The sequence below is a fragment of the Proteus vulgaris genome (assembly GCF_033708015.1).
Taxonomy (GTDB): domain Bacteria; phylum Pseudomonadota; class Gammaproteobacteria; order Enterobacterales; family Enterobacteriaceae; genus Proteus.
In genome coordinates this window covers 72,224-95,945 of the sequence record NZ_CP137920.1, presented here as the reverse complement: position 1 = coordinate 95,945, position 23,722 = coordinate 72,224, and the positions used below count along the sequence as shown (strand labels likewise).

The 23,722-nt window shown below is 41.6% G+C and carries 33 protein-coding genes; 2 read left to right on the top strand and 31 right to left on the bottom strand.

Annotation, left to right across the window (positions count from 1 at the left end):
• Window positions 1-19: 19 nt before the first annotated feature.
• The 19 genes from SB028_RS00520 to SB028_RS00430 all read right to left on the bottom strand — a co-directional run bounded on the left by SB028_RS00520 (window position 20) and on the right by SB028_RS00430 (window position 12,409).
• Window positions 20-367 (bottom strand): phage tail assembly protein, encoded by a 348-nt coding sequence (locus SB028_RS00520; protein ID WP_318859744.1) that lies wholly within the window; start codon window positions 365-367, stop codon window positions 20-22.
• 19 nt (window positions 368-386) lie between these two features.
• A complete protein-coding gene (locus SB028_RS00515) occupies window positions 387-902 on the bottom strand; it encodes a phage major tail tube protein (RefSeq protein WP_286417173.1) in 516 nt (171 codons plus the stop codon).
• Between the two features lie 3 nt (window positions 903-905).
• Window positions 906-2,078, bottom strand: coding sequence for a phage tail sheath protein (locus tag SB028_RS00510; protein ID WP_318859743.1), 1,173 nt, complete (start codon window positions 2,076-2,078; stop codon window positions 906-908).
• A 92-nt stretch (window positions 2,079-2,170) separates the two neighbouring features.
• Window positions 2,171-2,530 (bottom strand): tail fiber assembly protein, encoded by a 360-nt coding sequence (locus SB028_RS00505; RefSeq protein ID WP_318859742.1) that lies wholly within the window; start codon window positions 2,528-2,530, stop codon window positions 2,171-2,173.
• An 11-nt stretch (window positions 2,531-2,541) separates the two neighbouring features.
• Window positions 2,542-4,221: a phage tail protein gene (locus SB028_RS00500; RefSeq protein WP_318859741.1), complete on the bottom strand. Its 1,680-nt coding sequence runs from the start codon at window positions 4,219-4,221 to the stop codon at window positions 2,542-2,544.
• Window positions 4,211-4,822 carry a phage tail protein I gene (locus tag SB028_RS00495; protein ID WP_318859740.1) on the bottom strand — a complete coding sequence of 204 codons (612 nt, stop codon included), beginning with the start codon at window positions 4,820-4,822 and terminating at the stop codon, window positions 4,211-4,213. Before SB028_RS00495 ends, SB028_RS00500 begins: the two co-directional genes overlap by 11 nt.
• Window positions 4,815-5,723 carry a baseplate assembly protein gene (locus SB028_RS00490; protein WP_318859739.1) on the bottom strand — a complete coding sequence of 303 codons (909 nt, stop codon included), beginning with the start codon at window positions 5,721-5,723 and terminating at the stop codon, window positions 4,815-4,817. Before SB028_RS00490 ends, SB028_RS00495 begins: the two co-directional genes overlap by 8 nt.
• 1 nt (window position 5,724) lies before the next feature.
• A complete protein-coding gene (locus SB028_RS00485; protein WP_318859738.1) occupies window positions 5,725-6,063 on the bottom strand; it encodes a GPW/gp25 family protein in 339 nt (112 codons plus the stop codon).
• Window positions 6,060-6,686 carry a phage baseplate assembly protein V gene (locus SB028_RS00480; RefSeq protein ID WP_318859737.1) on the bottom strand — a complete coding sequence of 209 codons (627 nt, stop codon included), beginning with the start codon at window positions 6,684-6,686 and terminating at the stop codon, window positions 6,060-6,062. Before SB028_RS00480 ends, SB028_RS00485 begins: the two co-directional genes overlap by 4 nt.
• Before the next feature lie 65 nt (window positions 6,687-6,751).
• A complete protein-coding gene (locus SB028_RS00475; protein ID WP_318859736.1) occupies window positions 6,752-7,387 on the bottom strand; it encodes a phage virion morphogenesis protein in 636 nt (211 codons plus the stop codon).
• The gene (locus SB028_RS00470) at window positions 7,374-7,814 is read right to left on the bottom strand and encodes a phage tail protein (protein WP_318859735.1); all 441 of its coding nucleotides are present in this window, start codon (window positions 7,812-7,814) and stop codon (window positions 7,374-7,376) included. The genes SB028_RS00475 and SB028_RS00470 overlap by 14 nt, the downstream gene beginning before the upstream one ends.
• Window positions 7,777-8,307 (bottom strand): lysis protein, encoded by a 531-nt coding sequence (locus SB028_RS00465; protein WP_318859734.1) that lies wholly within the window; start codon window positions 8,305-8,307, stop codon window positions 7,777-7,779. The genes SB028_RS00470 and SB028_RS00465 overlap by 38 nt, the downstream gene beginning before the upstream one ends.
• Window positions 8,304-8,708, bottom strand: coding sequence for a M15 family metallopeptidase (locus SB028_RS00460; protein ID WP_318859733.1), 405 nt, complete (start codon window positions 8,706-8,708; stop codon window positions 8,304-8,306). Before SB028_RS00460 ends, SB028_RS00465 begins: the two co-directional genes overlap by 4 nt.
• Window positions 8,701-9,015, bottom strand: coding sequence for a phage holin family protein (locus SB028_RS00455; RefSeq protein ID WP_232806239.1), 315 nt, complete (start codon window positions 9,013-9,015; stop codon window positions 8,701-8,703). Before SB028_RS00455 ends, SB028_RS00460 begins: the two co-directional genes overlap by 8 nt.
• A gap of 19 nt (window positions 9,016-9,034) precedes the next feature.
• Entirely contained in the window at window positions 9,035-9,241 is a 207-nt protein-coding gene (locus SB028_RS00450; RefSeq protein ID WP_318859732.1) for a tail protein X, read from the bottom strand.
• A complete protein-coding gene (locus SB028_RS00445) occupies window positions 9,241-9,696 on the bottom strand; it encodes a head completion/stabilization protein (RefSeq protein WP_318859731.1) in 456 nt (151 codons plus the stop codon). The genes SB028_RS00450 and SB028_RS00445 overlap by 1 nt, the downstream gene beginning before the upstream one ends.
• 74 nt (window positions 9,697-9,770) lie before the next feature.
• Window positions 9,771-10,442, bottom strand: a complete 672-nt coding sequence (gene gpM, locus SB028_RS00440; protein WP_318859730.1) for a phage terminase small subunit — start codon at window positions 10,440-10,442, stop codon at window positions 9,771-9,773.
• Window positions 10,442-11,584, bottom strand: a complete 1,143-nt coding sequence (locus SB028_RS00435) for a phage major capsid protein, P2 family (protein WP_318859729.1) — start codon at window positions 11,582-11,584, stop codon at window positions 10,442-10,444. The genes gpM and SB028_RS00435 overlap by 1 nt, the downstream gene beginning before the upstream one ends.
• A 15-nt stretch (window positions 11,585-11,599) precedes the next feature.
• Window positions 11,600-12,409 carry a GPO family capsid scaffolding protein gene (locus SB028_RS00430; protein ID WP_318859728.1) on the bottom strand — a complete coding sequence of 270 codons (810 nt, stop codon included), beginning with the start codon at window positions 12,407-12,409 and terminating at the stop codon, window positions 11,600-11,602.
• A gap of 169 nt (window positions 12,410-12,578) precedes the next feature.
• Here SB028_RS00430 and SB028_RS00425 point away from each other — a divergent pair, with 169 nt between their 5' ends.
• Window positions 12,579-14,333 carry a terminase ATPase subunit family protein gene (locus SB028_RS00425; RefSeq protein WP_318859727.1) on the top strand — a complete coding sequence of 585 codons (1,755 nt, stop codon included), beginning with the start codon at window positions 12,579-12,581 and terminating at the stop codon, window positions 14,331-14,333.
• Window positions 14,333-15,361, top strand: coding sequence for a phage portal protein (locus tag SB028_RS00420; RefSeq protein ID WP_318859726.1), 1,029 nt, complete (start codon window positions 14,333-14,335; stop codon window positions 15,359-15,361). The genes SB028_RS00425 and SB028_RS00420 overlap by 1 nt, the downstream gene beginning before the upstream one ends.
• A gap of 581 nt (window positions 15,362-15,942) precedes the next feature.
• Here the strand turns inward: SB028_RS00420 and SB028_RS00415 are convergent.
• From SB028_RS00415 to SB028_RS00360, 12 genes are all read right to left on the bottom strand, one after another.
• Window positions 15,943-16,857: a hypothetical protein gene (locus SB028_RS00415; RefSeq protein WP_318859725.1), complete on the bottom strand. Its 915-nt coding sequence runs from the start codon at window positions 16,855-16,857 to the stop codon at window positions 15,943-15,945.
• A gap of 12 nt (window positions 16,858-16,869) precedes the next feature.
• Window positions 16,870-17,517, bottom strand: a complete 648-nt coding sequence (locus tag SB028_RS00410; RefSeq protein WP_071548747.1) for a hypothetical protein — start codon at window positions 17,515-17,517, stop codon at window positions 16,870-16,872.
• A gap of 32 nt (window positions 17,518-17,549) precedes the next feature.
• Window positions 17,550-18,332: a TIGR04255 family protein gene (locus SB028_RS00405; protein WP_071548748.1), complete on the bottom strand. Its 783-nt coding sequence runs from the start codon at window positions 18,330-18,332 to the stop codon at window positions 17,550-17,552.
• A gap of 235 nt (window positions 18,333-18,567) precedes the next feature.
• Window positions 18,568-20,934, bottom strand: a complete 2,367-nt coding sequence (locus tag SB028_RS00400) for a replication endonuclease (protein ID WP_318859724.1) — start codon at window positions 20,932-20,934, stop codon at window positions 18,568-18,570.
• Complete coding sequence (locus SB028_RS00395) at window positions 20,934-21,257, bottom strand: DUF5405 family protein (RefSeq protein ID WP_318859723.1); 324 nt, start codon at window positions 21,255-21,257, stop codon at window positions 20,934-20,936. Before SB028_RS00395 ends, SB028_RS00400 begins: the two co-directional genes overlap by 1 nt.
• Window positions 21,257-22,084 carry a Dam family site-specific DNA-(adenine-N6)-methyltransferase gene (locus tag SB028_RS00390; protein WP_318859722.1) on the bottom strand — a complete coding sequence of 276 codons (828 nt, stop codon included), beginning with the start codon at window positions 22,082-22,084 and terminating at the stop codon, window positions 21,257-21,259. Before SB028_RS00390 ends, SB028_RS00395 begins: the two co-directional genes overlap by 1 nt.
• Complete coding sequence (locus SB028_RS00385) at window positions 22,084-22,392, bottom strand: DUF3850 domain-containing protein (protein WP_142836812.1); 309 nt, start codon at window positions 22,390-22,392, stop codon at window positions 22,084-22,086. Before SB028_RS00385 ends, SB028_RS00390 begins: the two co-directional genes overlap by 1 nt.
• A gap of 1 nt (window position 22,393) precedes the next feature.
• Complete coding sequence (locus SB028_RS00380; protein ID WP_115370556.1) at window positions 22,394-22,615, bottom strand: TraR/DksA family transcriptional regulator; 222 nt, start codon at window positions 22,613-22,615, stop codon at window positions 22,394-22,396.
• Window positions 22,608-22,916, bottom strand: a complete 309-nt coding sequence (locus SB028_RS00375; protein WP_318859721.1) for a DUF2732 family protein — start codon at window positions 22,914-22,916, stop codon at window positions 22,608-22,610. The genes SB028_RS00380 and SB028_RS00375 overlap by 8 nt, the downstream gene beginning before the upstream one ends.
• A 67-nt stretch (window positions 22,917-22,983) precedes the next feature.
• Window positions 22,984-23,379, bottom strand: coding sequence for a DUF5347 family protein (locus tag SB028_RS00370; protein ID WP_072070669.1), 396 nt, complete (start codon window positions 23,377-23,379; stop codon window positions 22,984-22,986).
• An 8-nt stretch (window positions 23,380-23,387) separates the two neighbouring features.
• Window positions 23,388-23,537 carry a hypothetical protein gene (locus SB028_RS00365; protein ID WP_162556743.1) on the bottom strand — a complete coding sequence of 50 codons (150 nt, stop codon included), beginning with the start codon at window positions 23,535-23,537 and terminating at the stop codon, window positions 23,388-23,390.
• Window positions 23,534-23,722 carry a hypothetical protein gene (locus SB028_RS00360; protein WP_036908539.1) on the bottom strand — a complete coding sequence of 63 codons (189 nt, stop codon included), beginning with the start codon at window positions 23,720-23,722 and terminating at the stop codon, window positions 23,534-23,536. The genes SB028_RS00365 and SB028_RS00360 overlap by 4 nt, the downstream gene beginning before the upstream one ends.

Genomic DNA, 23,722 nt, shown 5'->3' with positions numbered 1-23,722 from the left:
GCCGCCAGTTCATCAGTGGTTAATTCGCTTGGGAATCGGGCATAACCGACTTCGGTAATAAAAAATTGACCACCTGCACACTCAGGTTTACCAAGTCTCCTGCGGTTAAAGACAGCACATCGTTTTTGGTTAGCGTTGGCATAGTAATACGCGGTAATACTTGCATCATGCTATCAACATCCATATCCATTAACGGCTGTAAACGCACACCGCGTAGTGCTCCGGAATTGGGTTTAAGCACCGTCACCTTGTCAATTTTTGTTTCACCGCGAACAATCGGCTGCTCTAATGTCACCGTGGCTTGGTCACCATTCACAACAACCCACTCAATTTGCTCTTGGTTTTGTTCTTCGATTGGCTCTTTCATGTTCTCTTTCCGCATTTAATTAAAGTCCCAGCGCGTCACGCTGTGCTTGTAACAGGTCTTTACCGTCCACTTTTTCCACCATATTGACGATATCAATCTCAATGATTTCTTGACCGTCCATCACTAACTTGTAGTAAGTGGGTTTTACAGTGACTTTGGTTTGTGTGTTATCGCCCGATTTCCAGTTACCCGGATCAATTTCGCTATAACGACCGCGGAGAACCACTTCAACGGCTAATGTTTCCCCCGTATCATCACGCTGATAAGCGCCACATAAACGCAATTGAACCGCATCAATAGTGGATGCGCCCCATTGGCGGTAAACGTCAATATCAGCACCACCGAGGGTAAAATCAGTGTCTAACGCACCATCATCAAGGCCCATATCAATTTGCACCGAGCCATTCATACCGCCCCCGCGATATGCTTCTAACTTGCGGGTGATTTTGGGTAATGTGAGTTCTTCCGCAACGCCAACATAATTGGCGCCATTCATAAATAAATTAAAATTCTTTAGCTTGCGTGGTAACGCCATGATTTACCCCTTGATTTTGTTACCGAAATCCATCAGGTATTTATCGGTAATACGCTGACGTAACATCAGATTTTCCATTGGTGGCACTGGCGTATAGTCATAATCCAGTGTGAGCTTGCCGGCTTTAAGTTCTTCTTTGCTATTTGATGTCGGGTCATACCAACATTCACCGCCTAACAAATAGCCCTGACTGACCAGTGAACGTAATTTTGCGTTGATGGTTTCGACGATATCCCGCGCTAAAGATGGCGTTAACGGTTTATCAATTGCCCACATCTGCCCTTCCGCCATGGTGTCAGCGAGGACTTGCGCCGTTCGGGTATAAGATTCAAACGCAAACAGTGGATCATCCGAACAGGTACGCGAACCCCAAAAGCGGAAACCATCACGACGAATAAGCGTAGTGACGCCTTTTTCATTCAGTAAACCGGCATCGGTAGCGGGATCTTGTAAATCCCAATAGATATCTTTAGAAATGCCCGTCACACCATTAACGGTGATATTGGATAGGGTTTTATGCCAGCCAATATCATTGTCTAACTTGGCACGTAAACCTAATGCGCGCGCTGTGGCGTAAGCGGTTGATTCGCTGTTGGTGACGCTATCCCATGACGTAAAATCAGGGAAAATCACCATTAATTCACGCTGACCAAAGTTGTCACGGTACTTGATTGCTTCGCTGATATTTTTACAGTCGTAAGCAGACACATAGCCAAAGGCGCGGAGCTTTTGACAAATCACCGCAATCTCATTGGCAACGGCTAACGTGTCGTGACCGGGCGCACCAATAATGCGAGGTTTAATGCCGTGTTGGGCTTGTGATGCTAACAGCGCTTGCAACCCTGTTTTTAGCCCTTCTTCGGTGGTGCCACCGATAATATTAGTGGTGGTTTCCGCTTCACTTTCACCTTGTTCTACACGCACCACAACGGTGATAGGTTTAGCCTGATCTGCAATCGCCTTTAACGTGCTGGCTAAGGTGCCGGTTTTCCCTGCTTTACCGATAGCCTGTGACACATCAGTGAGTAAGACGGGTTTATTTAAAGGAAAGGTTTTTTCGTCCGCATCATCAGCGGTGCAAACCACGCCAACAATAGCGGTGCTGATAGTGCGAATGGGGCGGGTGCCTTCGTTAATTTCAATAACGCGCACACCGTGATGATAATCTTGTGCCATGCTCACGGACTCCTATAACTGTGTCCGTGTAGCATGAAAAATTAGCGGATAAATTGCACGAAAGCGGGATTGTTTGAGGGTTGGTACAAAGGTTATTCTGGCTTTTGTGGAAAAACTCCGTCTGTCACTCTATTAACGTTAATAACATAATCTTGCCATGCCTTTAAACTTCGTTGCTCCTTATCTGTTATTTGGTTTGCCATTAATGCCAGTTCCAATGGGCGCATGATAATGCTCGCCTCTGTTAATTTAGCGTAACGAATTTTCTCATACTCTTGATTGTTATTTCTATCGGTAAAATTAAACGTGATACGACCATCTGACGTCTGACTAAATTCATAACCATCAACCCTATTATCGGGTAGTTCCACTTCGTAAAAGTCATCTTTGTTAGGTGGTTCGGGTGAGATAACATAAGATTGCAAATCCCCTTTAGATAACCAAATTTTCATAACAAACTCCTTTAAATACCATCAATAACCCAAACTTGAATAACAGCACCGTTGTCGCCTTCAACACGATTAATCGATTTTCCGTCAGTGCTTACGCTAATTTCAACATAAGCACCATTGCCATGATGAAGATGATATCGACCTGTATCTCCACTACGTATAAATTGTGTTGTGGTTGCTTCCCTGTTAACAGTAATAGCAAATTGACAAAATTTATCATGAATACTTTCTGGTAAAATCAGTGGTTTATTATTATCTTGCCAAAAGCCTTTCCAAATAGAACGTGCTTTTATCTTTCTATTTCCTTGTAGATACCTATTATCCGCTTGACTTTGCGTCAACGCCCCCACATCACCGGCATTTAAATTAATATCTCCGCTCAATGGTTTGCCGTTCACTTTACGGGTACTAGGCACCCGCCCATTGGCATTAGTGTTGGCATTATTAGCCGCAGTCTGTGCATTGCTTGCGGCAGTCTTTGCTTCATTTACCTGTGCCGGCGTCGCAGCACCCACATCGCCCGCAGTTAAACTAATATCAGCACTTAGTGGTTTTCCATTCACTTTGCGAGTGTTAGGCACTCGACCGTTAGCGTTGTTATTCGCATTGTTTGCCGTGGTTTGTGCTGCGCTTGCTGCAGTCTGTGCATTAGATGCAGCAGCCTTTGCTTCGTTAACTTGTGTTGGCGTCGCTGCGCCCACATCACCCGCCGTTAAAGTAATGTCTGCACTTAATGGTTTATTGTTCACTTTACGCGAATTAGGCACCCGACTATTGGCATTAGTGTTCGCATTATTAGCCGCAGTCTGTGCATTGCTTGCGGCGGTTTTGGCTTCATTAACTTGTGTTGGCGTCGCTGCGCCCACATCACCCGCCGTTAAAGTAATGTCTGCACTTAATGGTTTATTGTTCACTTTACGCGAATTAGGCACCCGACTATTGGCATTAGTGTTCGCATTATTAGCCGCAGTCTGTGCATTGCTTGCGGCGGTTTTGGCTTCGTTAACTTGTGCTGGTGTCGCAGCACCCACATCACCCGCCGTTAAAGTAATGTCTGCGCTCAGGGGTTTATTATTAACTTTACGGGTACTAGGCACGCGACTATTAGCGTTCGTGTTAGCGTCATCCGCTGATTTTTGTACTTTACTTAAACCCGTACTTAATTCGGTTTTAGTGGCATAAATCTTAGCTACCTCTGCCATTGTCTGTTTTGAGGCGCTTTCAATGGCATCATTAACAAATTCACGAGTCGCCAATATCACCGAGGGGTCAACCTTTAACTCAACTGACTCGGTATGACTAACGGTTAATATCATGCGGATAGTCTGCGTTCGTCCGCTGCCCTCTTGCAATTGTGGCTTATAGGTTTCAGGGCAATTACCCACAGCAATTAAACTGCCTTCATCATCAAATAAACCAATCTCACGTATCCAGTAACCGCCCTCATTTTCAGGGATCACTTGTTCAGCAATAATCTGACTGTCGTTTTTCGGATCAACAAATAAGGTATTTAATCCCGCACGGCGTTTCTCACCGACGAGTTTAGTTTGTTGTGTATCGGGTGTGGGTAACGTTCCGCCACCGTCACCCACCGCCATTTGGGTAATTTTTAAGGTGGTGCCTAATGCCGTGGCTTTTGCCAGTTTGTTGGCACCAATCACCGTTAATAAGGCGAAAAATTTAGCGCTCATGTACGACCTCAACTTTATCAATAATGTGTACTCCGACCGCCGTTAATGGCGCACCAGACACGGTAATTTCTTCTGCAAAATACGGATAAACCGTTAACTCATCACCGCTAAACGTTGCGGCAGAAAGATAAAACTCACCTTGCGAATCAAGGTTGATAGATAACCCTAAGAGATGCCGACTAACAGGGCGTGCATCAGCAATCAAACGCTCTAATTCGTCATAAATTTCTTGTGTAATACCGTTCTCTTGCACGCCCACGTCAAGTCGAAATGTGCCCGGCGGATCGTCGGTTTGCCACCACTCCGTGACTTTGATGATGTAACCTAACGGCTCGACCACACGCTTAAGTGCGCCAATGGTTCCCTTGTGGCGATGAATAAACATTGAATCCCGCACCACTTGGCGCTTAACAGATTCAGACCAGTTTTCATCCCATCTATCGACCGACCAAGCCCATGCAAGGTACGGCAGTAAATCAATGGGGCATGTGCTGGCGTTCCATAATTGGCGTAAAGGTACCGGCAACATTTGCAAGGATTGACAGGCAATGGCAGCAGCCTTTTCTAATGGGCTACTGCCTGACGGTAACAAGCTATTCATCCGAGCCACCAATGGTTAATGTACTTTGGGTGCAATACGAGGCTTGAGTTTTATCCAGCACCACATCTTTTGCGGGTTGTTTTAACTCCACTCGTTGCACGCCTTCCACATGCAACGTGGCATAAATCGCCGATAAGCGAATATCACGCCCTAAGCGGTGTTGCTCTGTAATGTATTGCGTCAGCCGTTGATTGGCTTCTTTGCGTATCGGCTCCGATTCGGGCCCCGGAAAGAGGAATAACGTTGCATCAATTTGATAGGGAATAATTTTAGCGGATTGTACTTTGATGCGGTCAGCAACCGGTCTCACATCTTCATCGTTTAACGCGTGCTCAACAATACGCAGTAATTCTTCTGATGCAGTGCCGTCACCCTCACGAGATAACACGGAAATAGTGACATTTGCCGGTGTTGGACTGATCGCAGACACATCGGACACCCGACCATCGGCACTACGGGCATGAAATTCATAACTGCCCACCGGACCCGCAACACTTAGTCCCTCAAAAGCGGCGGGAATGCGCAAACGCAAATCATCGTCAGACTCTAAAATTGCCGGTGTGGGCGGAATGGTTTTGGGATTGGCGGGGCGTAACACTAAACGCGATAAATTATAATTCGCGGCTAACTGATCTAAATCTGCCCCTTTTGCATACGCCACCATCACCGCACGCGCAGACTCATTAATTCGCTGACGCAATAACAACTCACGATAAACATTTTCTTCTAACAGCTTGGTCAGCGGTTCCGACTCTAACGATAACGTGTTAGCAATCGCATCACGTAAATGCACTGGCATTACGGCAATCAACGCCGTTTTGCGTTCGCGTAAGAGCTGTTCTGCATCTAACGACTCAATCACATCGGGTGGTGTGAGTTGGCTTAAATTAATCGTTGGCATGTTATGTCACCGGTAGAGAGAAATTAATCGGTTGTTGGTTATGGGCGTAATAGCCAGTGATATCGACAATCACCTGTTCGTGTTGGCTATGAATATCAATGGCAGTCATCACAATACGTGGCTCCCAACGATAAACCGCTGTGTAACATGCCGACATTAATTGCAGTCGCATCTTGTCATTAACCGGACCGTCAATTAAATCGGCAAGCAAACTGCCATATTCACGGCGCATCAATCGGCTACCAATGGGGGTGTTAAAAATATCTCTCATCGACTGGCGAACGTGCTCAATATCGGTAATACGTTCACCGGTTTGTGCATTCATACCGAGATAGTTCATTGTGGTTTCCCCGTATTACCATCACCCGTACGCACTCCACTGTGTGTATGAGTTGAAACCACTACGCCATTAGAGGACATTTGCCCACCTGTATGGGTAATGTTACCGGTCATTGTGCCGCCTTTTTGTACCGTCAGTGATCCCGTGGTTAAGTTGTTGGTGCAAATAACGGTAGGGGTATCAAGGGTGATTTTGCTTTCTGCGATACACGTAATGTCGGGTGATGTGACTGTGACTGACTCACTGGCTTCAACTACGGCGGTTTTAATTCCTGTAACTATTAGCGCCCCGGTTGCGGGTTCATATTCAATCACGGCACCGTCTTCATACTCTTGACGATGGGCGGTTAATGAGCTTGACGGCTCTGAAAAATCGTCACTAAATATTGCCGGTAACACAAACGAGGTGGTTAAGTCACCACCAATAGAAAGTAATAACACTTGTTCGCCAATACTGGGCGCCCACCATGAACGCGAATTACCGGCACGTGCAGTAAGCCACGGGCGCCAGTCGGTTTCATTGTCGCCCGTTTTAACTCGACACCCTTTTTCTGCGCTGACATCAATCACAACGCCAGTACGGATCAGATTTTGTATTTTTCGGATAAGTTCTGCGATATTCATACCCGCAATGTGCAACGGGAAATAAAAAAACGCACGAGGTTGGGGTTGTTTCAAAGACAGGACAATTAACGAGAAAGGAATTCCAGTAATTGGTTTTCGATATGTTTAATATCTGCTGGTGAAAAGCCTAATAGCTTTCGTTCAGGATATTGAATTTCTAATGACTTTCCCCGCACACGCTCTTTCAAACCGTAATGATGCACCGCAGCAATGCCCGCAACTTGAGGGGCAAAAGAGAGGGAAACACCTTTATCATTTGCTGACATTCGCAAATAACGGGCGGTGGCTAAACGCTTAAACATGCGAGTCTGTTTATTGGGTTTTGCGGTGCTGATTTTATCTTTTTTCACTTCAATAAAACGCAGAATATCGCGCTTATAAAAACTACGTTCGGCTTTCTTTTCCAAATCATAGCCGGTGATCACGTCGCCCTTTTTCGTTTTGCGTAGTCGCCAATTTTTTAAACTGCGAGGCTGTCCTTTCCAGACAAATTTCATTCCTCGCAAAACGGTAACCGTTGAGGCTTTACGCTTGGTGAATGCGGTTCCATCGGGATTTTTTTGGGCGCGAATACGTTGTAAATTGCTTTTGCGTAAATCACGGGCAATTTCACGGGCTAGCTTTTTGCGCTCATTGGGTGACGCTTTTGCCAACATGGTGGCTAACGCTTGGGTTAACGGGCTGAAATCATCGGCGTTCATGATCCACACTCTCCCAACTTTCAAACGGATCAGCCGGCTCTTCAACTGCACCGACAACCAATTTACCTGCTTGCACATTAACGAGGACACGCTCAGTCAGCTTTAAATCAATGCTAATACTGGCGGTCTGGTTGCTATCAATAAAGGCATCAAAGGTAAAATGACTTTGGCGCTTATCGGGATTGAGGAAAATATCAGGTTGATGCTGTTCAATCCAACCAATGATCACTGCCATTAACACATCTTGGTCACCGGGATAATCATCAATAATAATATTGAGATTGTATTGATACTCATAAGATTGGCTTCTGGCACCGGTTGCCACAATCGCCCCACCGTCAATAAAAGTGTAGAGCCTATCGGGGTTATCCCCTAAATAGCTCACCTTGTTAATTAAGGTATCGCGTAGGCTTGCAGGCTTTTTCATAGCTTAACTCATTGATGTATTGTAATAATTGATTTGTGTAATCAATTAAATATTCCGTTTGTGCCTTATTCTCCGCAATCATTTCGAGGAGACGTAAATAATCTTGTTGAGCTGTTTCGGTAAGTCGTGCGGGGGTTGCATCACCCATGCCGGCGGTGGCGGTGGTGCGATTATCGGGGTTGGGGCAATCGGCTTTGATGTACACCCGTTTAGTATTATTGCGCAACTCATCATTAAGCTGGCTAATATTATTTTTTGCATCGGTCAGCGCCTTTGTATGTTGTTTATCCAGTTCTGATAAGCGGGTGAGTTCTTCCTGATAGTGTTCAATCGCATTTTTATGATTGATAACATTTTGCTTAAGGGTGATATTGTCACCCTTAAGCTGATGATTTTCTGCCTCTAATGTATTCATTTTCAAAAGTAAGAAGAAACACAAGATAGTCACCGCAATACCCGTGATTGCAGCAAACTTCAAACCGATCAATTTCATTTCAGTATCTCGATATGAGGATAATCAGGAAAACGGGTTTCAACGGGTAAGTTAGGATCACTTTTCCAATTTTTGCCAAAACGTAATATCACCCCTTCTTCATCTGCAGCTTGTTTAAAGGCTCTTAAAATCGGTTCAAAGAAATGCGGTTGCCATTCCATTCCCGGTTTAATGGCAAAAGGTAATATATCAATGGCATCCCCCGTTAAATGGCGGCTGTTTAATGTTTTTGAAACGCCCTTTTTAACGTTTTCTTTTTGCTTTTCAAGTGTGCGAACACCTTCTATCACCGCAAAGTCTGCCGTAGAAATTTCTAATGCACGATAAGCAATTTTCACTAATAACAGGTTAACGCCAATAAGATTATTTTTACTGCGCTGACTGAAGATAAATTTATTCACCTGATGCCTTCCTTAAGAATTGTTTTTCTAATGCACTCACCAATGCAGCACCAGACCAGCCAGCCATACCCGCAAAGCTACCGGCTATTTCCATTTGCCATTGAAAATAACTGGCACCTAACAGAACAAACATACCCGCAAACATGGAAACAATAATTTGTGCAATTAAAATCCCAAAGCGGAACGGCTCCCCTTTTAACACCTTGTTGGCATAACTGGCGATACTGCCAAAGAGCGCCATTAAGCTAACTAATAACGCAGTCAGCCAATTAATATTACTTGGATCTTTATAGGGCATCTTCTTCATACCTTCCCCCTTAAAGGGGTTAATCCCAAAGTTGTAAAATCGGTGTTGTGCTGTGTTGCTGTGACGAGTCCGGTAACTCAATCGCAGTGCCGGTGGGTAATATTGCACCCAATTCAACCAGCCCCGGATTAGCTTCCAATACTTGTTCAATCATGCAGGATGACTGACCAAAGTAACGCCAACAAATATCATCTACGGTATCCCCTTGTTGGGTGTAAATCCGCATTAGATAAGCTCCACCGTGTTATGGGTTTCCCCTTTGATACGTTGCAAAGCCCATTGACCATCACGCCACACTTCATCAATCACTGGTGTCATGGTGTCGGCTTTTTTATTACCTTGTGCGGTAGTATCAATATCGCGATAACGTTCGATTAAACTGGCTTTTGCAAAACAGAACACGGCACGTTGATATAAAATCATCAATTCACTTTCACCGTTAATTTGTTCAGCAGGTACGCCTTTTAATGTTTTCGCAGATTGACCAATACGCCACTGATACAACTCTCGATTCACTTCAATCATGGCGTTCAGTAACGTGCTTTTCAGTCGTTCCGGTGTCACCGTACCATCGACGCGAGTTTGCAATTGAAAATCACGAGTTTGAATATCAGGAAAAAAGCCATTATTTTTGATGGTTTCGTCTTTTTGTGGCACAGGGTTAGCAGAAACATAATCCATGAGAAAACCTTAAAATATGTGGGCGGTGGACGAAAGAAAGCGAGTTGCTTTTTCCGTGCCGCCCTGACGTGGTGTCACAATGCTTTTTCAGCGTCACGCTGGGCTTTGAGCACTTTATCGAGTTGTTTTAATTCGGTTTTAATCCCGACATTCATGTTTAACTCTAAGGCTCGGCTTAATACGCAGTAGCTTTCTTGTGGTCGATTATTATCGCGTAGCACTAACCCTAAGATTTTGTAGAGTTTTGCCCTGACTTCATCGGGCATATCTTCATCATCGGTCAAGGCACGTGTACGCTCTAACATTTCCAATGAAACTGGTGATTTGACTGCATACGCTCGCATTGCTGAATCGGCAATTTCTTCGGCAATCACGGTGCCCGTAGTGCGGTTGACACCGGGGATCACTAGACGGTTAGCTAATGCATAAACAGCAATATCTAACGCCCCCTCATAATCACCCGCATCAATTTTCCACAGCAAGATGGTCATTAAGACATCATCTTGCACGCCACTACCACCGGACAGTGCTCCATCAACCCACGGTTGATAATTGGCTAATATCTTGCGCTTATAAGCTTCTTTGCGTTCGCGTGACTGAAAATGTTTTAGCTCTTTTTTATCTATCGCAAGACGTAACAGCATCATGTGATAGCCTTTCGTGTTGCGGCTAACATGCCCACCCAATTGGGTGGACTGCTGCGCACTTAGGCTCATGCGGTGTTTTTCCCACGGAGATAACGCCATTATTTCGCCTTTTTATTTTCAGCCAGTATTTCTTCCGTTACTGCGCTGTTGTCTGTACCGGTGTTATTTTCAGGCGCGATAACGTCAGTGGTTTCGGGTGGTGTTTCTTCGGCATCTTCGCAAACGATATTTTCGACGAGCGCCACACCGCGGAAATCTTCAACCACGAAATCTTCATTGACTGACTCGTAGTTTTCGATGCGATCACGTTTTGCGTTATCCAGCACTTGGCGACGACGAGAATCCGCAAGGAAATAAATCGACAAGTTATCAAGACGAGTAATAAAAAAGGCATTTTCAGGGAAAAATGGCGCACGTACAGCCGGTAAACCACCAATACGTTTCTGACTGATAATGGTATCTGCTGCCAGCTTTTCGCTGTTGTTTTGGTCTTTATTGACCAGTGGGAAGTATTTATCTGCTAACAATTTACGTCCACAAATCACAACAAGCCCCGTATCGTCCTGATATTCTGGATCAATTGCCTTATCAATGGTGTCTTGGACTAACGCATCGAAATTTTGATACGCGCGCCCTTTACCAACATAAACCGGTTTGGCTGTTGTTGTACCGTCTTGCGTAATACTGCCCATCACATGATCAGGCGCACGTTCACGGACTTTTTGTAACCAGCCAGAATTCACATCTTGCAGTAATTGATATTTTTTACGATCAGAGTTATCGGCGCGGTGCGTACCATTAAAACCAATCATAATGCGGTCTAATGCCTGACGGCGGATGATTGCATCACGGATACGGGTTTGAAAGTCGGTAAACTTCGCCCACATATCAATTTTTGAATAATCGAGATGGGTGTCGTAATTGGTTTTCTGGCAATGGTAGCTGTTTTTTGTCAGCTTAATTGGATCACTTGTTTCACGGTCTTTTGCTGTTGTGTCAGTGGTTCCCGCGATAGTTGAGCCAATACCTAAACCAATAGCTTCGCCCACTTGGTCATCAACCGGCACAATATTAATGTGCGTTAAAAATTCCGCCGATTGCTTGATCGTAGTTTCTAATTTTTGAGCAGCAGACGGTTCAATCGGTACTTTGGTATCGCTAAACTCTTGGGCGCTAACACCGTAAATTTTACCGAGTTGCGTCATATACGCATTAAATTTAAAACGAGTTTCTTTTTTCATGGTCTGTTCGTTACCTTAGCAATCCGTCAGCACTTCGCCGTTATTTTCGCCACCCGTTGCCGGCGGACGATGTGAGAACGAGGCGTCTGTATTTTCAAATTGGTTTTTTAATTCAGTGAGTTGTTGCGTAAGTGCTTTTACCGCTTCGCTTTGGTCTGCGCTTTTTAATGCGGTAATTTCTGCTGAAAGGGTTTGCACTTCTTTGGCGCACAGCTCTACCGCCTGATGTACATCGGTAAATCGCGCATCATCACTGTGTTGCTTTTTAGAAAACATCTCTGTAATGATGCTAAAAAGACCCGGTTTACCGTTTTCAGGCTTTTCGTCAGTAAATTCGAGATGCGTTTCTTCTGCCGCAGTAAAGACGTTATCTTTGCTTTGTTTGCGTTCTGAAAATGGGCTACTTTGTGCATTAGCACTAAATTGCAACATTTCAGTGCCTAAACTCGCGGGATTATCGGTCACTGCAAGACCGACCAGATAGGCTTCGCCGGTATCTGAAAAACTCGGATTAATTTCGACAGAGGTATAAACTTTTTGACGTTTTTTATTGAGTTCAATTAAATCAGGTGTCGGATTGATCACACCATACAGTGCCAACTTACCCGCCAGCGCCCCTTCTTTGATTTCCTCGGTATACACCGATTCCACATCACCAAATCGTGGTGCCCATGAATAGTTATAGTGATCGATATTAACTCGCGCACCATAAACCGCGGGATCAAAGTTTTTCGCAATTTGGGTTAACCATTCGCGGTCAACTCGACGCCCGTCCGTTGTCGCCCCTTCAACACAAAGACGAACCGGTTTTGATTTCTTCGACATGCACTACTCCAGACTGCCGTTTATTCGTTGGTCTGTATGTTGTCGGTTAAAAGGGGCGTTAAACAATGGATAAGGCTTGTTTGAGGAATGGCACAAGTGGAATGAAGCGAATCGGTGATCAGCGGTCAATAGACTAGCCGTAACTTAAGCAAGAAATAGTGATTGTGCAATGGCTATTACAGAAACATTTGATAACCGAAAAAAAGCAATGCACCTGTATTTTTCAGGTTACCGCATTGCCCGCATAGCGGAATCGCTAGGCGAAAAGGCGTCTACTATTCACAGTTGGAAACGCCGTGATAATTGGGATGAAATCAACCCAACCGAACGCGCAGAGTTAACCGTTGAAGCGCGTTATTGCAATCTGATTTTAAAAGAGAGCAAAGAAGGCAAAGATTTTAAAGAAATCGACTTGTTAGGGCGTCAACTTGAACGCATGGCGCGGATCAGAAAATATCAAAACGGCGGTAATGATACTGACCTTAACCCTAAGATTGCCAACCGCAATAAAGGCGAACGCCGTCAGCCAGAGAAAAATTTCTTTTCAGAAGAACAAATTGAAAAGCTAGAAGATGAATTTCGCAATACGCTGTTTGAATATCAAAAAGTGTGGTATCGCGCCGGTCATCACCGCATCCGCAATATTTTAAAATCCCGTCAAATCGGCGCAACGTTTTACTTTGCCCGTGAAGCCTTTATTGATGCACTGACCACTGGGCGGAATCAAGTTTTCTTATCCGCAAGTAAAGCGCAAGCCTATATGTTCCGTGAATACATTATCAAAATGGCATTAGAGGTTGATGTTGAGTTAAAAGGCGACCCACTGATGTTAAGTAACGGTGCAACGCTCTATTTTCTTGGCACCAATGCCCGCACAGCACAAAGTTATCACGGCAATTTATATCTGGATGAAACCTTTTGGATACCCAAGTTTCAGGAGTTACGCAAAGTGACTTCAGGTATGGCCATACAAAAACATTGGCGACAAACCTACTTTTCAACACCGTCAACCATCAGCCATGAAGCGTACCCCTTTTGGTCTGGCAAGCTGTATAACCGCGGACGCAAAAAAGAAGATCGCGTTGATATTGATATCTCACATGAGGCGTTAGTGAATGGGCGTTTATGTGAGGATGGGCAGTGGCGACAAATCGTCAATATTGAAGATGCGTTGCGGGGCGGTTGTGATTTATTCGATTTAGAGCAACTCAAAAAAGAGTATAGCCCAGACGAATATAACAACCTGTTAATGTGTCACTTTATGGATGATATCGAATCCCTATTCAACTTTAACATGATGCAAAATTGCATGGTGGACAGTTGGGAGGTGTGGGATGACATTCAACCGTTAGCGCTACGCCCTTACGGTTATGATCCGGTTTGGGTAGGTTACGACCCAAGTAAAGGCGGTGAAAATGGTGATAGTGCCGGTTGTGTGGTTATCGCTCCGCCGAAAGTACCAGGAGGGAAATTCCGCATATTGGAGCGCCATCAATGGCGCGGTATGGATTTTCGCGCACAAGCTGACGCAATTAAAAAAATTACTGAGCGTTTCTATGTGGAATATATGGGTATTGACACCACTGGGCTAGGTCATGGTGTTTATCAAAATGTCATCCAGTTTTTCCCTGCTGCGCGTGAGTTTATTTATAACCCGAATGTTAAAAATGCCTTAGTCATTAAAGCCTATGACGTGATTAGTCACGGGCGTTTAGAGTTCGATGCACAGTGCGTTGATATCATTCAATCTTTTACTTCCATTCGCCGTACTACCACCGGAAGCGGTAACCGCCCTACTTATGAAGCCTCACGCAGTGAAGAAAGCGGACATGCTGACCTTGCATGGGCAACAATGCACGCCCTTTTCAACGAACCATTAACCGGCACCACCGAAAACAGTAATAACATTGTGGAGATTTATTGATGAGCCGTAAAAATAAAAAGAATTTTCAAGCACAACAAACGGCAACCGCCAATAACAGCATGGAAGCCTTTACCTTTGGTGATCCCGTTCCGGTGTTGGATAAACGAGAAATTTTTGATTATCTGGAGTGTGCGCAAATTGATAATTGGTATGAGCCACCGATTAGCTTTGATGGATTATCAAAATTGTTTCGTGCGGCAACGCATCATAGCAGTGCGATTTATGTGAAACGCAATATTTTAGTGAGTACGTTCCAGCCTAACCGTTTTCTCTCTAAGTTAGACTTTAGCCGGTTTGCGCTCGACTTCTTAACATTCGGCAATGCCTATCTTGAACGACGTAATAATATGGTGGGTAATTTATTAAAACTCACACCAACACTGGCAAAATATACCCGCCGTGGTGTTGCCGATGATAGCTATTGGTTTGTGCGTTACGGTTATGATTCACAGCCTTATGAGTTTAATCCCGGTAGCGTGTTTCAATTATATGAACCCGATTTAAATCAAGAGTTATACGGCTTGCCGGAATATCTGGCGTCCACTATGTCAGTGCTACTGAATGAAGCCGCTACCCTATTCCGCCTTAAGTATTATCGCAATGGCAGCCATGCGGGATTTATTTTATACGTCAGTGACGCATCACAAAACCAAAGCGACATTGATAAAATCCGTAAAGCAATGCAAAACTCAAAAGGCCCCGGCAATTTCCGCAACTTGTTTATCCACGCACCGAACGGCAAGAAAGACGGCGTACAAGTTATTCCACTAAGTGAGATTGCGGCAAAAGATGAATTTCTTAATATCAAGAATGTCAGCCGTGACGATATGTTAGCGGCACACCGCGTACCACCTCAAATGATGGGGATCATTCCACAGAATACTGGGGGCTTTGGTGACGTTGAAAAAGCAGCAAAGGTTTTCTTTCGTAATGAGTTGGCACCACTGCAAAGCAAGATATTACAAATTAATGATTGGTTAGGTGAGGAAGTGATTAAGTTTGATAAGTACACATTAGATGATGAGTAACCTCACCGCACAAAGAACAATACCGCCGACACTGGCGGTATTTTTTTACCTGTAAGGTATAAGTATCGGTCTGACTAATAATAGTAACCCAATTCTATTATACCGTTTACACCCTGATAAGGCGAATCCGCCTAATTTTCACCCTCTCAAACCTGTATTAAATGCGCCTACAATCCATTTTAAGCGCACGTAATTTATTTGACACCTAGATAACTTTATCTTGTTTTAATCGCTCTACGCGCTGTAAATTTGCGAGCAATAATGTTTTTAAACCCATCAAAACGCAATCGTGACCCCGCCACGCCTGCCCACTAAATAGGTCGGTTTTCATGCACCTGCAAGAGATCGTCTGAACCGCGCCAGTGGTGGCGCTCCGCATGGGTAACGATCCTTTTTTGATCTTGCGGATTTGGGCGGAAAAATGCGAAATTATGAGGTAATTTTAGAAAATAAAAAAACCGTCATGACGACGGCTAATATGTTTAATTCATGAATGTTTAAGTAAATTGAATACTATAATGATGGATAACCTACATTGACGTTATAAACTAGTGCTGATATTTCAGTCATATAATAAAGACTTAAAAAAATGAAGTTTTTAAGCTTTTACTCCCAATAAATTCTGATGGTAAAGGTGAAGGCTCATCCTCTGAGTCATGTTTGGAACTATAACTAAAATATTCGAGAGAAAACCTCTTAAATTTACGTTCAATTTTCTTAGTAAACTGATCTTCCGACATCAAATCTATAGAACTAATTTGAATACCCTTTGCTAACAAAATTGCATTTTTCAGTTTTTCCACCATCTTATCTGCTATTCTATTATTACGAATTTGTCTTAAATTAACCTCTTCTGGCACAGCAATCAGGATGTCGGTTTTATATACTTGCCCTTCTGGCAATTCATCGTCCGTATGCAGATTAATATAAACTCCAGAACAAAATTTACTAAAATTTTCATCTTTCCATGTGGAATCCAATGCTTTTTGACATTTTTTATCTATTCTATGCCCAAAAGAATCTGGGAATGTCGCTCTACGATAACGCTCTGCTATCCAATCAAGAAGCATATTTTTAGCATTGCCTAGCCACATTATATTTGGTGACGGGATTGATTCTTGTAATAGTTTTTTTCTACAAACCTGAAAAAAACTCAATGCTGTGATTTCTATATAGGATTCATGACCATCAACTTGGATAGGCAAATGAATTTTTCTAGGGTTTTTAGCATGTTTAAAATTATTATCGGCTTGGCAAGGTATAGCCAATATAACCTGAACCCAAGGCTCTTTTTCCAAAGATGGCTCAATCAATGCACAGTCATATAATACAGGAATTAAATATACTGTTTCATTTCGCTCACAAAACAGTCTTAGTTTCGGAGGCAGCTCATCAATGATGTTGGTAAATTTTTTTAGTTCAACAAACGTTCCTCTTTTCCATCCTGAGCTTACTAAACTATCTCTATCAATACCAACATCATCAATATCACTCATTACTACTATTCCTTAACTAAACAAGTCTGCTCTTACTGCAAAACCATCTAATTCTCCGTAAACCTCATCATAAGCCTTTAACATAGAATTTAAATCTAAGTTTTTAGCTGTAAATGTTTCACGTAAATTTTTATTCGAAAATCGACCAAATAATAACTTTGAAAAGTATCGACTATGCTCTGAACGAAACTCTTTTGAGAACTCAGCTAAAATATTAAGTCTATCCTCTGCTTCCGATTTAATTTTACCCTCAGGATTATTACTCCAATTGTACAAAGTTTTTCTACCAACATTTAGTATAACGGCCCATTGGGCTGTTTTAAAACCAAACAGTTGGCGCAGCTCTTCGCTCTTTTCTGCTGGAGAGTCTGATAGTGATGAAACTTCTTTTACCCAGCTTTCTGATGTTACAGTTTTATCTACTGAATTTTTGTCGCTGTAAAATGTATTAGATTCTGCCCTAGATGAATGTATATTAGATAACGATGTAAACGCCATTAGCCCACTAAGAATCAAAGCTAACAGACTTATCCCTACAAAATTACTTTGAGTCGCAGGAGCGATTATAAAGTTCCACCCTCTACGTGAGTTATTTGTTTCAATATTCAGAGAGGTTCTATTTCTTTTTACATAAACAAACTCGTTTGTATTACTTGTCATGTGCCCTCCAAAATATAGAATAATTTACAACATTAATTTTCATTTTTAGTTATATTTTTATATGCTCGATTAGCCGTATTTCTCAATATACTCATATTATTAATTATTTCATCAACATTTATTTCTTTTGATTCACCTTCTCCAGATGAAAGATTAACATCAATGTCAATGTGAGCAACAGGACCTTGAAGTACCTTAGGCTGAGTTATGATATCAGAAGCTACCTCCATTAATTCGGGTGGCAAAATATCACTATCAATGACTATTCCTGTATTTAAAGTCACAGCAACCCCTGTACTCATATCTAAATAATTAGATAACATATTACTGCCAGCTCTAGGCCAATCACATACTCTCGGTTGTAAAAATTCAGAACGAGTAATCTCCTTAGAAAACTCATATTCATTGTCATATTTTATTTTATTAACGTATCTCATACCCAAAAATGAATAAAATGAAATATCGAACTGCTCAATTAGGGAATCTAATATTTTTTTAACTCGTTCGCTTATATCAGAAAAATTCTGATATTTCCTCGTGTGTACTACGAAAAAATCAGGAGCCACACGCACACCATAATCTTTGTTTGGTGACAATAACGTAACCATAGGCACTTCAAAATGAGTTACTTCTGGTTGCCCATTATTAATAACATTCATATTCATTTTAAAGGCTTTTATATGCATCATTGGTGCAGTAATATAGTCTTTCCTTAAATTATGGGCAAAGTGGCCTATCTTCTCTAAGAAAACACTGTCTGGAATTCTACCGAACTCCACTTTTACTAGCATATATACTAATCCGTAATCATCCATTCTCAACACCTCATAAGTAATGCAAACATTATAGCATCAAGTTACACACTTTTCATATACATTAGACGAAATTTTACACAAAAATACCTTTTAAAATTCATTTAAAAATCAACAGATTAAAAATAAAGCTTAGATCGCATTAATAATTTTTAGCTTATAACAAGATTAACATCACGTATTTTTAAATAAGTGTGTAATTTAAAATTACACACAAATATCATACTAAAAAAATATATTAAAATTTCATAATCCGTGCCAATACATCAGCGCACCGTTGTTTATACTTCTGACTTCTAGCCTCATTTTGTGCTGCTATTTCTTGTTTTTTTGTTGATGCAATTTGTACCCTACCATTCTCAAACCAAATCACTTCATCACCATAACTAAGGCGCATACCGTTCATCACCATTGGCCACATTGAGTCAGGCGGTAAATCCAATCCCATTTTTTCGGCAAAGGTTTTGAATTCAGGTATCAAACGTTCCTGATTTTCACTTAATAACACTGTTGAAATTATTCGCTGACTCTTTTTATGCTCTAAAACCTCACCAAATGATTTCTCCCAATCGCTATATTGTGAACGTAGGTCGAAATATTCAGGCTCAGAAATCCCCCATACGTGCGATTTTAAGCCGGTATTGAGTGGGTTTTTAATATCGGGTGAACTGCCCGATCCACAGTTATTGACAGGACTCCGAGGCGCGCTGATCGCGCTTTTTAAAGTCAAAACACGACCCGTTTCTAACTTACGCCTATGCTCAATTGCCTCAATATCCTGCTTAGATTTACGGACTAAACGATACTGACGCTCACGCGTTTTTACTAAATCACCGCTTTTCAATGGTGAACATAGCCCAATAACGCGCATCACTTCTTCATCATACGAATTCGGCTCATCGGCAACAGTACGAGCGACTAATAATGTTTGTAGGTTACGCTTAACGTTAGGGCCTCCTTGGTGTTCGATATAAGCGGCGAAATCTCCTGCATCGGCAGACGCTCTTACTTTTTCCGCTATATCCCCCAACTTATCAGCGATACTCACACCACGAACACGGCGACACTCACGCCATACGCCTTTAGACGGTAAGCCAAACATGTGAAATTGAGGAATACGCCAAGTTGATGCCCATGCAGTAACGGCTGATGCAACCTCGGTTAATAACTCTCCCGATTCGTCATCAACTTCGCCCTCTAGCGCATAACCGTCGATATTTTTTGAAATGTATTTAGCGAGATAACCCGTAGCACCGCCTTTATTTAAATGCTTTGCTTCAAAGCGATGTTTTTTTGCGCCCCGTTCTTCGCCGTCTTCTTCAAGGGCGTACTTACGCATGATCTCAATCGCTGATGCACGTTGAGATTTATCCAGAAACATCATCATGTGCCAATGTGGTGTGGCATCATGATGTGGCTCAACAACTCTGATCCCGTAAACGTTAATATCGTTATCTTTAAAAGCAGTGCGAATTTTCGCCCAAACTTTCACTAAATAACGTTGACCGTCTTTCGGTGTGTATGCGCTGTTATTCCATTTCTCGTTAATGAGAACTTTTTTCTTTTTCTCATCTTTAGAAACGTTAATTTGCTTGGTGGGATGGTATTTTGAAGGGGTGGTTAACGTAATAAATAAACCAATATCGCCCCGTTCTTCTGCAACTTTTTGAATACCTGCGGCTTGCGCCATTAATTCCATACGGCGAATTTTAGGGTTAGCGATACTTGCTAATACTTTTTCCATTAAGTCAAAGCGATCACCCGATTCAACATCTTGAATATCCATCATTTCAAGATAATTCATATTCGCTAAACGTTGCGCTCTGACTTCACGCACTGCATTTTTACTGGCGTAAGGCGTCTTATCTGAATTCACATCACCAAAGGCAATGTGCAAAGACTCACGCCAACGCTGGCGATGAGCCTTTAACTTTTTCAGCCACCAATCTTCATTAGTTAACCGACTTAATCCTGATAACGCATCTTCGGGTGTTAATTTCCCTTTTTGCACTTTTCCCCAAAACAATGGCGTTACATGTAAATAGGTAATCAACTGCCCTAATTGATGATAAATAGGGTTAATCACTTTTAGGTTAAGTAAAACCTCACGATCACCGTTATTTTCAGCAATTGCCTGATCAGCTAATTCATCGAATAAGTTGTCACACGCATTCGCGAATGACTTCGCCATATGACGCAATATTTTGTCATGCGCATCGGGCAAGCGATTAAAGAACATAGCTTGATCAAAATCTCTATCTAACAAGAATTGACGCTTATCTTTCGCTAAACCATAACGCGCATTAACAGCTTGCAAACGCTGATAGACACTTTTATGAAACTTAAACACCAGCCAGTTATGAACTTCTTTAGGTGTTTTCTCTTTTCTAAGATGTTCGATGTATTTAAATAAGCGGGATTTAAGAAAACGAGGCAGCTTTTCAATATCGAATAAAATCGCTTGCCCCTGAGCCAATTGCTCACGGGTAAGCGGTCTTTCATAAACAACAGGTTCGTGCTGTTTCCCATTCCACCAATATGTCCATTGCATATCAGCAGGATAGGAAACAGGAGGCTGAGAAAAATCAATTAGACGGCTAGCCATTACAGCACACCGCCTAAACGCTTCGGATCAATAATTTCAATGGCTGTTTCGCACAATTTAGCGACGTGAGTCATTATCTCTATCAATTCAGAGATAGACTTAATTTCTGCGCAAATAACACGACTCACATGCGCACCAACAACGCCAGCAGTTACATTGACCGCTGAGTCATACCACGCAATCACTTCACGGCGCACACGACCATCAATAACAGTGACTTCAATTAATCCAAATCGTTTTTTCCAATAAACGATAGCAAAACGGGTGCCAGTAATATGCACTCCATTTTTTGGATCTTGAATATCAACATAACCCTGTTCCATCAGCACACCTCCGGCAATACGGCGATAATTTCTTTTGCTGATTGGCGATTTCCATTTGCAGAAATAGAACGAGGCGCATCAATCTCGTGAGTAATAAAACCGAGGTCGGCATACAGCTCTTTTGCATGAATGGAATTAGAGACGGTAATCGGGTTACCTTGTGATTGATTTAATGCCTTTAACGCTTGAGCTAATTCAATTTGATGAGCGTGAGTAAAATCAGTGTGATGATATTTAGTAAAACATTTCTCATCACCCATATATGGAGGATCACAATAAACACCATCACCGAAGTCAACAAGTGACAAAGTATCTTGCCATTCTAAACAGGCGATAATGGCATTAGTGGCTTTTTCAGCAAATTGCCTAATTTCTTCCTCTGGAAAATAAACGCGTCCATATGTTCCAAATGGCACGTTAAATTCACCTGAATTGTTATATCGACATAAACCATTAAAGCAATGACGATTTAAATATAGAAATCGAGCAGATTGTATATATTGGTCACACTCGCTTTTATCTAATATCTTAATTGAATTAAATAACTTTCTAATAGAAATGTAATCATTTTTATGATTGTTTTCTTCCCACGCATAGAACTCTTTACGTGCCATTATTTCAGTATGTTCTACGACATTACGATATAAACTAATTAAATCCTGATTGGCATCAGCAATTAAATATTCTTCATATTCTGTATTCATCATAACCGCACAAGACCCTGAAAACGGCTCAACTAAGCGGTTTGTTTTTGGCAAATGCGGGATTAATTTATCCATGATACGAACTTTTGAGCCAGCCCATTTCAGAATGGTTTTATTAGCCATTACTCATCATCCTCAATAATAGAAAATGAAAGCATTACAAATTTAGGTTTATCTCCTAACTCTGGAATAATAGAATTAATACAGGTGATATCTGTAATAACTGCTCTAATAACATTTCCCGTATATTCGCCATAATGAAAAAGGTGTCTGAATTCTCTTGGTGGAATAGAATTAAATTCACGCAAAACTAAAATATCACCGACTTGAAAATCTCTATCAGCTCGGCGACACTCCGCTTTTCTTTCACCTGTAAGCGCTTGCTTGAAATATTGAGGTTTTACTTTTAACTCATGAGTATATCGTTGCATCTTAAACACTCCGATAATGCTTAGATTTCAGTTCATGCACTGTCTGACAATCAGCACAGCGGATGCATCCCATTACTGCAATACGGCGCTTTTCGGGTATCTCACGACCGCAATCTTCACATTCAAAGGCAGAAACACCTACATAACGCCCTGTTACCGCTTTTATTTGTTTATCAAGCAATAACTGTGATTGCTCGCAGGCTAAATCCATTTCTTTAGACATAATTCCATTCCTGTGCTTGATGTTCGATATTCTCAATTTCCCCTTCCACTAACTGAACTATTTCAGGGAGTTCCATTTGTTCGCTTGTTATTTTTGATATCAATGAATGCAAACGAACCGTATAAAAAACCGCCCGAGATTTTCTTTCATCTTCTCGAACGGCTTTAATTAAATCCGTCATTAAATCAATGTTATTTACAGTATTGATTGAATTATCTTCGTTTTTTACTTTACTAATTTCATTTAGAAATCTTTGATGTGTAATTTTTATTATTGTTGAAGAATCACTTTTTTCAGACATAATCAGACCTCTGATAATCAGATATAAAAAATCCTGACAATAAATGTCATTTATTTTTTAGGTGTAATTAAATAGGCATTGCTAATTTATTCGGGATTAATGCGCTTAATACTTTTATTTGATGAAGTGCATTAATTATTTTTATTTTATCTTTCCTCTTTAATAATAAATAATCTATTCCGTTCTTTTCTTTTTCTATCTCAGCAAGGTAATAAATCATCTGATATATACGGCTATTTTCATTCTTTAAATAATCAAGAAACTCACTAACCTGAATATCATCACTATTTTTATTTAACTTACTTAATAAATCAGCCCTAACTTCTGCTGTTTTATTCATACCACTGACGCGCTCATCAAATGAAAGACCATCATTACGATAGTGCTTTACCACTTTAGGCTGATAAAAATCATCATTGCCTTGTAGTTGCTCTCTTGCTTGAATAAGCTCCGCGGCATTCATAACAATACCTAGATAGAAACTTTCACAAGAAATGAAACAATAACAATGGCGCATAAAACTAATGTTGCTTTATCTGCCTTTGAATACTTTTTACTTTTATAAGTAAAAGATTCACTGCTTAATTTATATTTATTTCTTTGCTTAATTAATTGGTTCATTGAATGTCACCTTTTAATAAGTCGATATATTTAGTTGCTTCCGCCATTGCATCAAACTTACCGAATGACTGATCATCTAGCCAAACGTGATAACGAGTTATCGGTGTTACTGCTTTTCTTGGCAGTTTAATAATTGTGAAACCGCGATACATAAAACTATGCTCTGTAATTTGTTTCACCTGCAT

Excerpts from the sequence above, each read along its gene's own strand:
- SB028_RS00505 (WP_318859742.1), bottom strand. The coding sequence starts at position 2,530 with ATGAAAATTTGGTTATCTAAAGGGGATTTGCAATCTTATGTTATCTCA.
- SB028_RS00380 (WP_115370556.1), bottom strand. The coding sequence starts at position 22,615 with ATGTCTAAAGAAATGGATTTAGCCTGCGAGCAATCACAGTTATTGCTT.
- SB028_RS00415 (WP_318859725.1), bottom strand. The coding sequence starts at position 16,857 with ATGAGTGATATTGATGATGTTGGTATTGATAGAGATAGTTTAGTAAGC.
- SB028_RS00515 (WP_286417173.1), bottom strand. The coding sequence starts at position 902 with ATGGCGTTACCACGCAAGCTAAAGAATTTTAATTTATTTATGAATGGC.
- SB028_RS00520 (WP_318859744.1), bottom strand. The coding sequence starts at position 367 with ATGAAAGAGCCAATCGAAGAACAAAACCAAGAGCAAATTGAGTGGGTT.
- SB028_RS00475 (WP_318859736.1), bottom strand. The coding sequence starts at position 7,387 with ATGAACGCCGATGATTTCAGCCCGTTAACCCAAGCGTTAGCCACCATG.
- SB028_RS00420 (WP_318859726.1), top strand. The coding sequence starts at position 14,333 with ATGAGCCGTAAAAATAAAAAGAATTTTCAAGCACAACAAACGGCAACC.
- SB028_RS00370 (WP_072070669.1), bottom strand. The coding sequence starts at position 23,379 with ATGAATGCCGCGGAGCTTATTCAAGCAAGAGAGCAACTACAAGGCAAT.
- gpM (WP_318859730.1), bottom strand. The coding sequence starts at position 10,442 with ATGGCGTTATCTCCGTGGGAAAAACACCGCATGAGCCTAAGTGCGCAG.
- SB028_RS00500 (WP_318859741.1), bottom strand. The coding sequence starts at position 4,221 with ATGAGCGCTAAATTTTTCGCCTTATTAACGGTGATTGGTGCCAACAAA.
- SB028_RS00425 (WP_318859727.1), top strand. The coding sequence starts at position 12,579 with ATGGCTATTACAGAAACATTTGATAACCGAAAAAAAGCAATGCACCTG.
- SB028_RS00480 (WP_318859737.1), bottom strand. The coding sequence starts at position 6,686 with ATGAATATCGCAGAACTTATCCGAAAAATACAAAATCTGATCCGTACT.
- SB028_RS00385 (WP_142836812.1), bottom strand. The coding sequence starts at position 22,392 with ATGCAACGATATACTCATGAGTTAAAAGTAAAACCTCAATATTTCAAG.
- SB028_RS00395 (WP_318859723.1), bottom strand. The coding sequence starts at position 21,257 with ATGGAACAGGGTTATGTTGATATTCAAGATCCAAAAAATGGAGTGCAT.
- SB028_RS00485 (WP_318859738.1), bottom strand. The coding sequence starts at position 6,063 with ATGAACTATCTCGGTATGAATGCACAAACCGGTGAACGTATTACCGAT.
- SB028_RS00435 (WP_318859729.1), bottom strand. The coding sequence starts at position 11,584 with ATGAAAAAAGAAACTCGTTTTAAATTTAATGCGTATATGACGCAACTC.
- SB028_RS00360 (WP_036908539.1), bottom strand. The coding sequence starts at position 23,722 with ATGCAGGTGAAACAAATTACAGAGCATAGTTTTATGTATCGCGGTTTC.
- SB028_RS00400 (WP_318859724.1), bottom strand. The coding sequence starts at position 20,934 with ATGGCTAGCCGTCTAATTGATTTTTCTCAGCCTCCTGTTTCCTATCCT.
- SB028_RS00455 (WP_232806239.1), bottom strand. The coding sequence starts at position 9,015 with ATGAAGAAGATGCCCTATAAAGATCCAAGTAATATTAATTGGCTGACT.
- SB028_RS00510 (WP_318859743.1), bottom strand. The coding sequence starts at position 2,078 with ATGGCACAAGATTATCATCACGGTGTGCGCGTTATTGAAATTAACGAA.
- SB028_RS00365 (WP_162556743.1), bottom strand. The coding sequence starts at position 23,537 with ATGAACCAATTAATTAAGCAAAGAAATAAATATAAATTAAGCAGTGAA.
- SB028_RS00465 (WP_318859734.1), bottom strand. The coding sequence starts at position 8,307 with ATGAAATTGATCGGTTTGAAGTTTGCTGCAATCACGGGTATTGCGGTG.
- SB028_RS00450 (WP_318859732.1), bottom strand. The coding sequence starts at position 9,241 with ATGCGGATTTACACCCAACAAGGGGATACCGTAGATGATATTTGTTGG.
- SB028_RS00490 (WP_318859739.1), bottom strand. The coding sequence starts at position 5,723 with ATGCCAACGATTAATTTAAGCCAACTCACACCACCCGATGTGATTGAG.
- SB028_RS00390 (WP_318859722.1), bottom strand. The coding sequence starts at position 22,084 with ATGGCTAATAAAACCATTCTGAAATGGGCTGGCTCAAAAGTTCGTATC.
- SB028_RS00430 (WP_318859728.1), bottom strand. The coding sequence starts at position 12,409 with ATGTCGAAGAAATCAAAACCGGTTCGTCTTTGTGTTGAAGGGGCGACA.
- SB028_RS00375 (WP_318859721.1), bottom strand. The coding sequence starts at position 22,916 with ATGTCTGAAAAAAGTGATTCTTCAACAATAATAAAAATTACACATCAA.
- SB028_RS00445 (WP_318859731.1), bottom strand. The coding sequence starts at position 9,696 with ATGGATTATGTTTCTGCTAACCCTGTGCCACAAAAAGACGAAACCATC.
- SB028_RS00470 (WP_318859735.1), bottom strand. The coding sequence starts at position 7,814 with ATGAAAAAGCCTGCAAGCCTACGCGATACCTTAATTAACAAGGTGAGC.
- SB028_RS00495 (WP_318859740.1), bottom strand. The coding sequence starts at position 4,822 with ATGAATAGCTTGTTACCGTCAGGCAGTAGCCCATTAGAAAAGGCTGCT.
- SB028_RS00410 (WP_071548747.1), bottom strand. The coding sequence starts at position 17,517 with ATGACAAGTAATACAAACGAGTTTGTTTATGTAAAAAGAAATAGAACC.
- SB028_RS00405 (WP_071548748.1), bottom strand. The coding sequence starts at position 18,332 with ATGGATGATTACGGATTAGTATATATGCTAGTAAAAGTGGAGTTCGGT.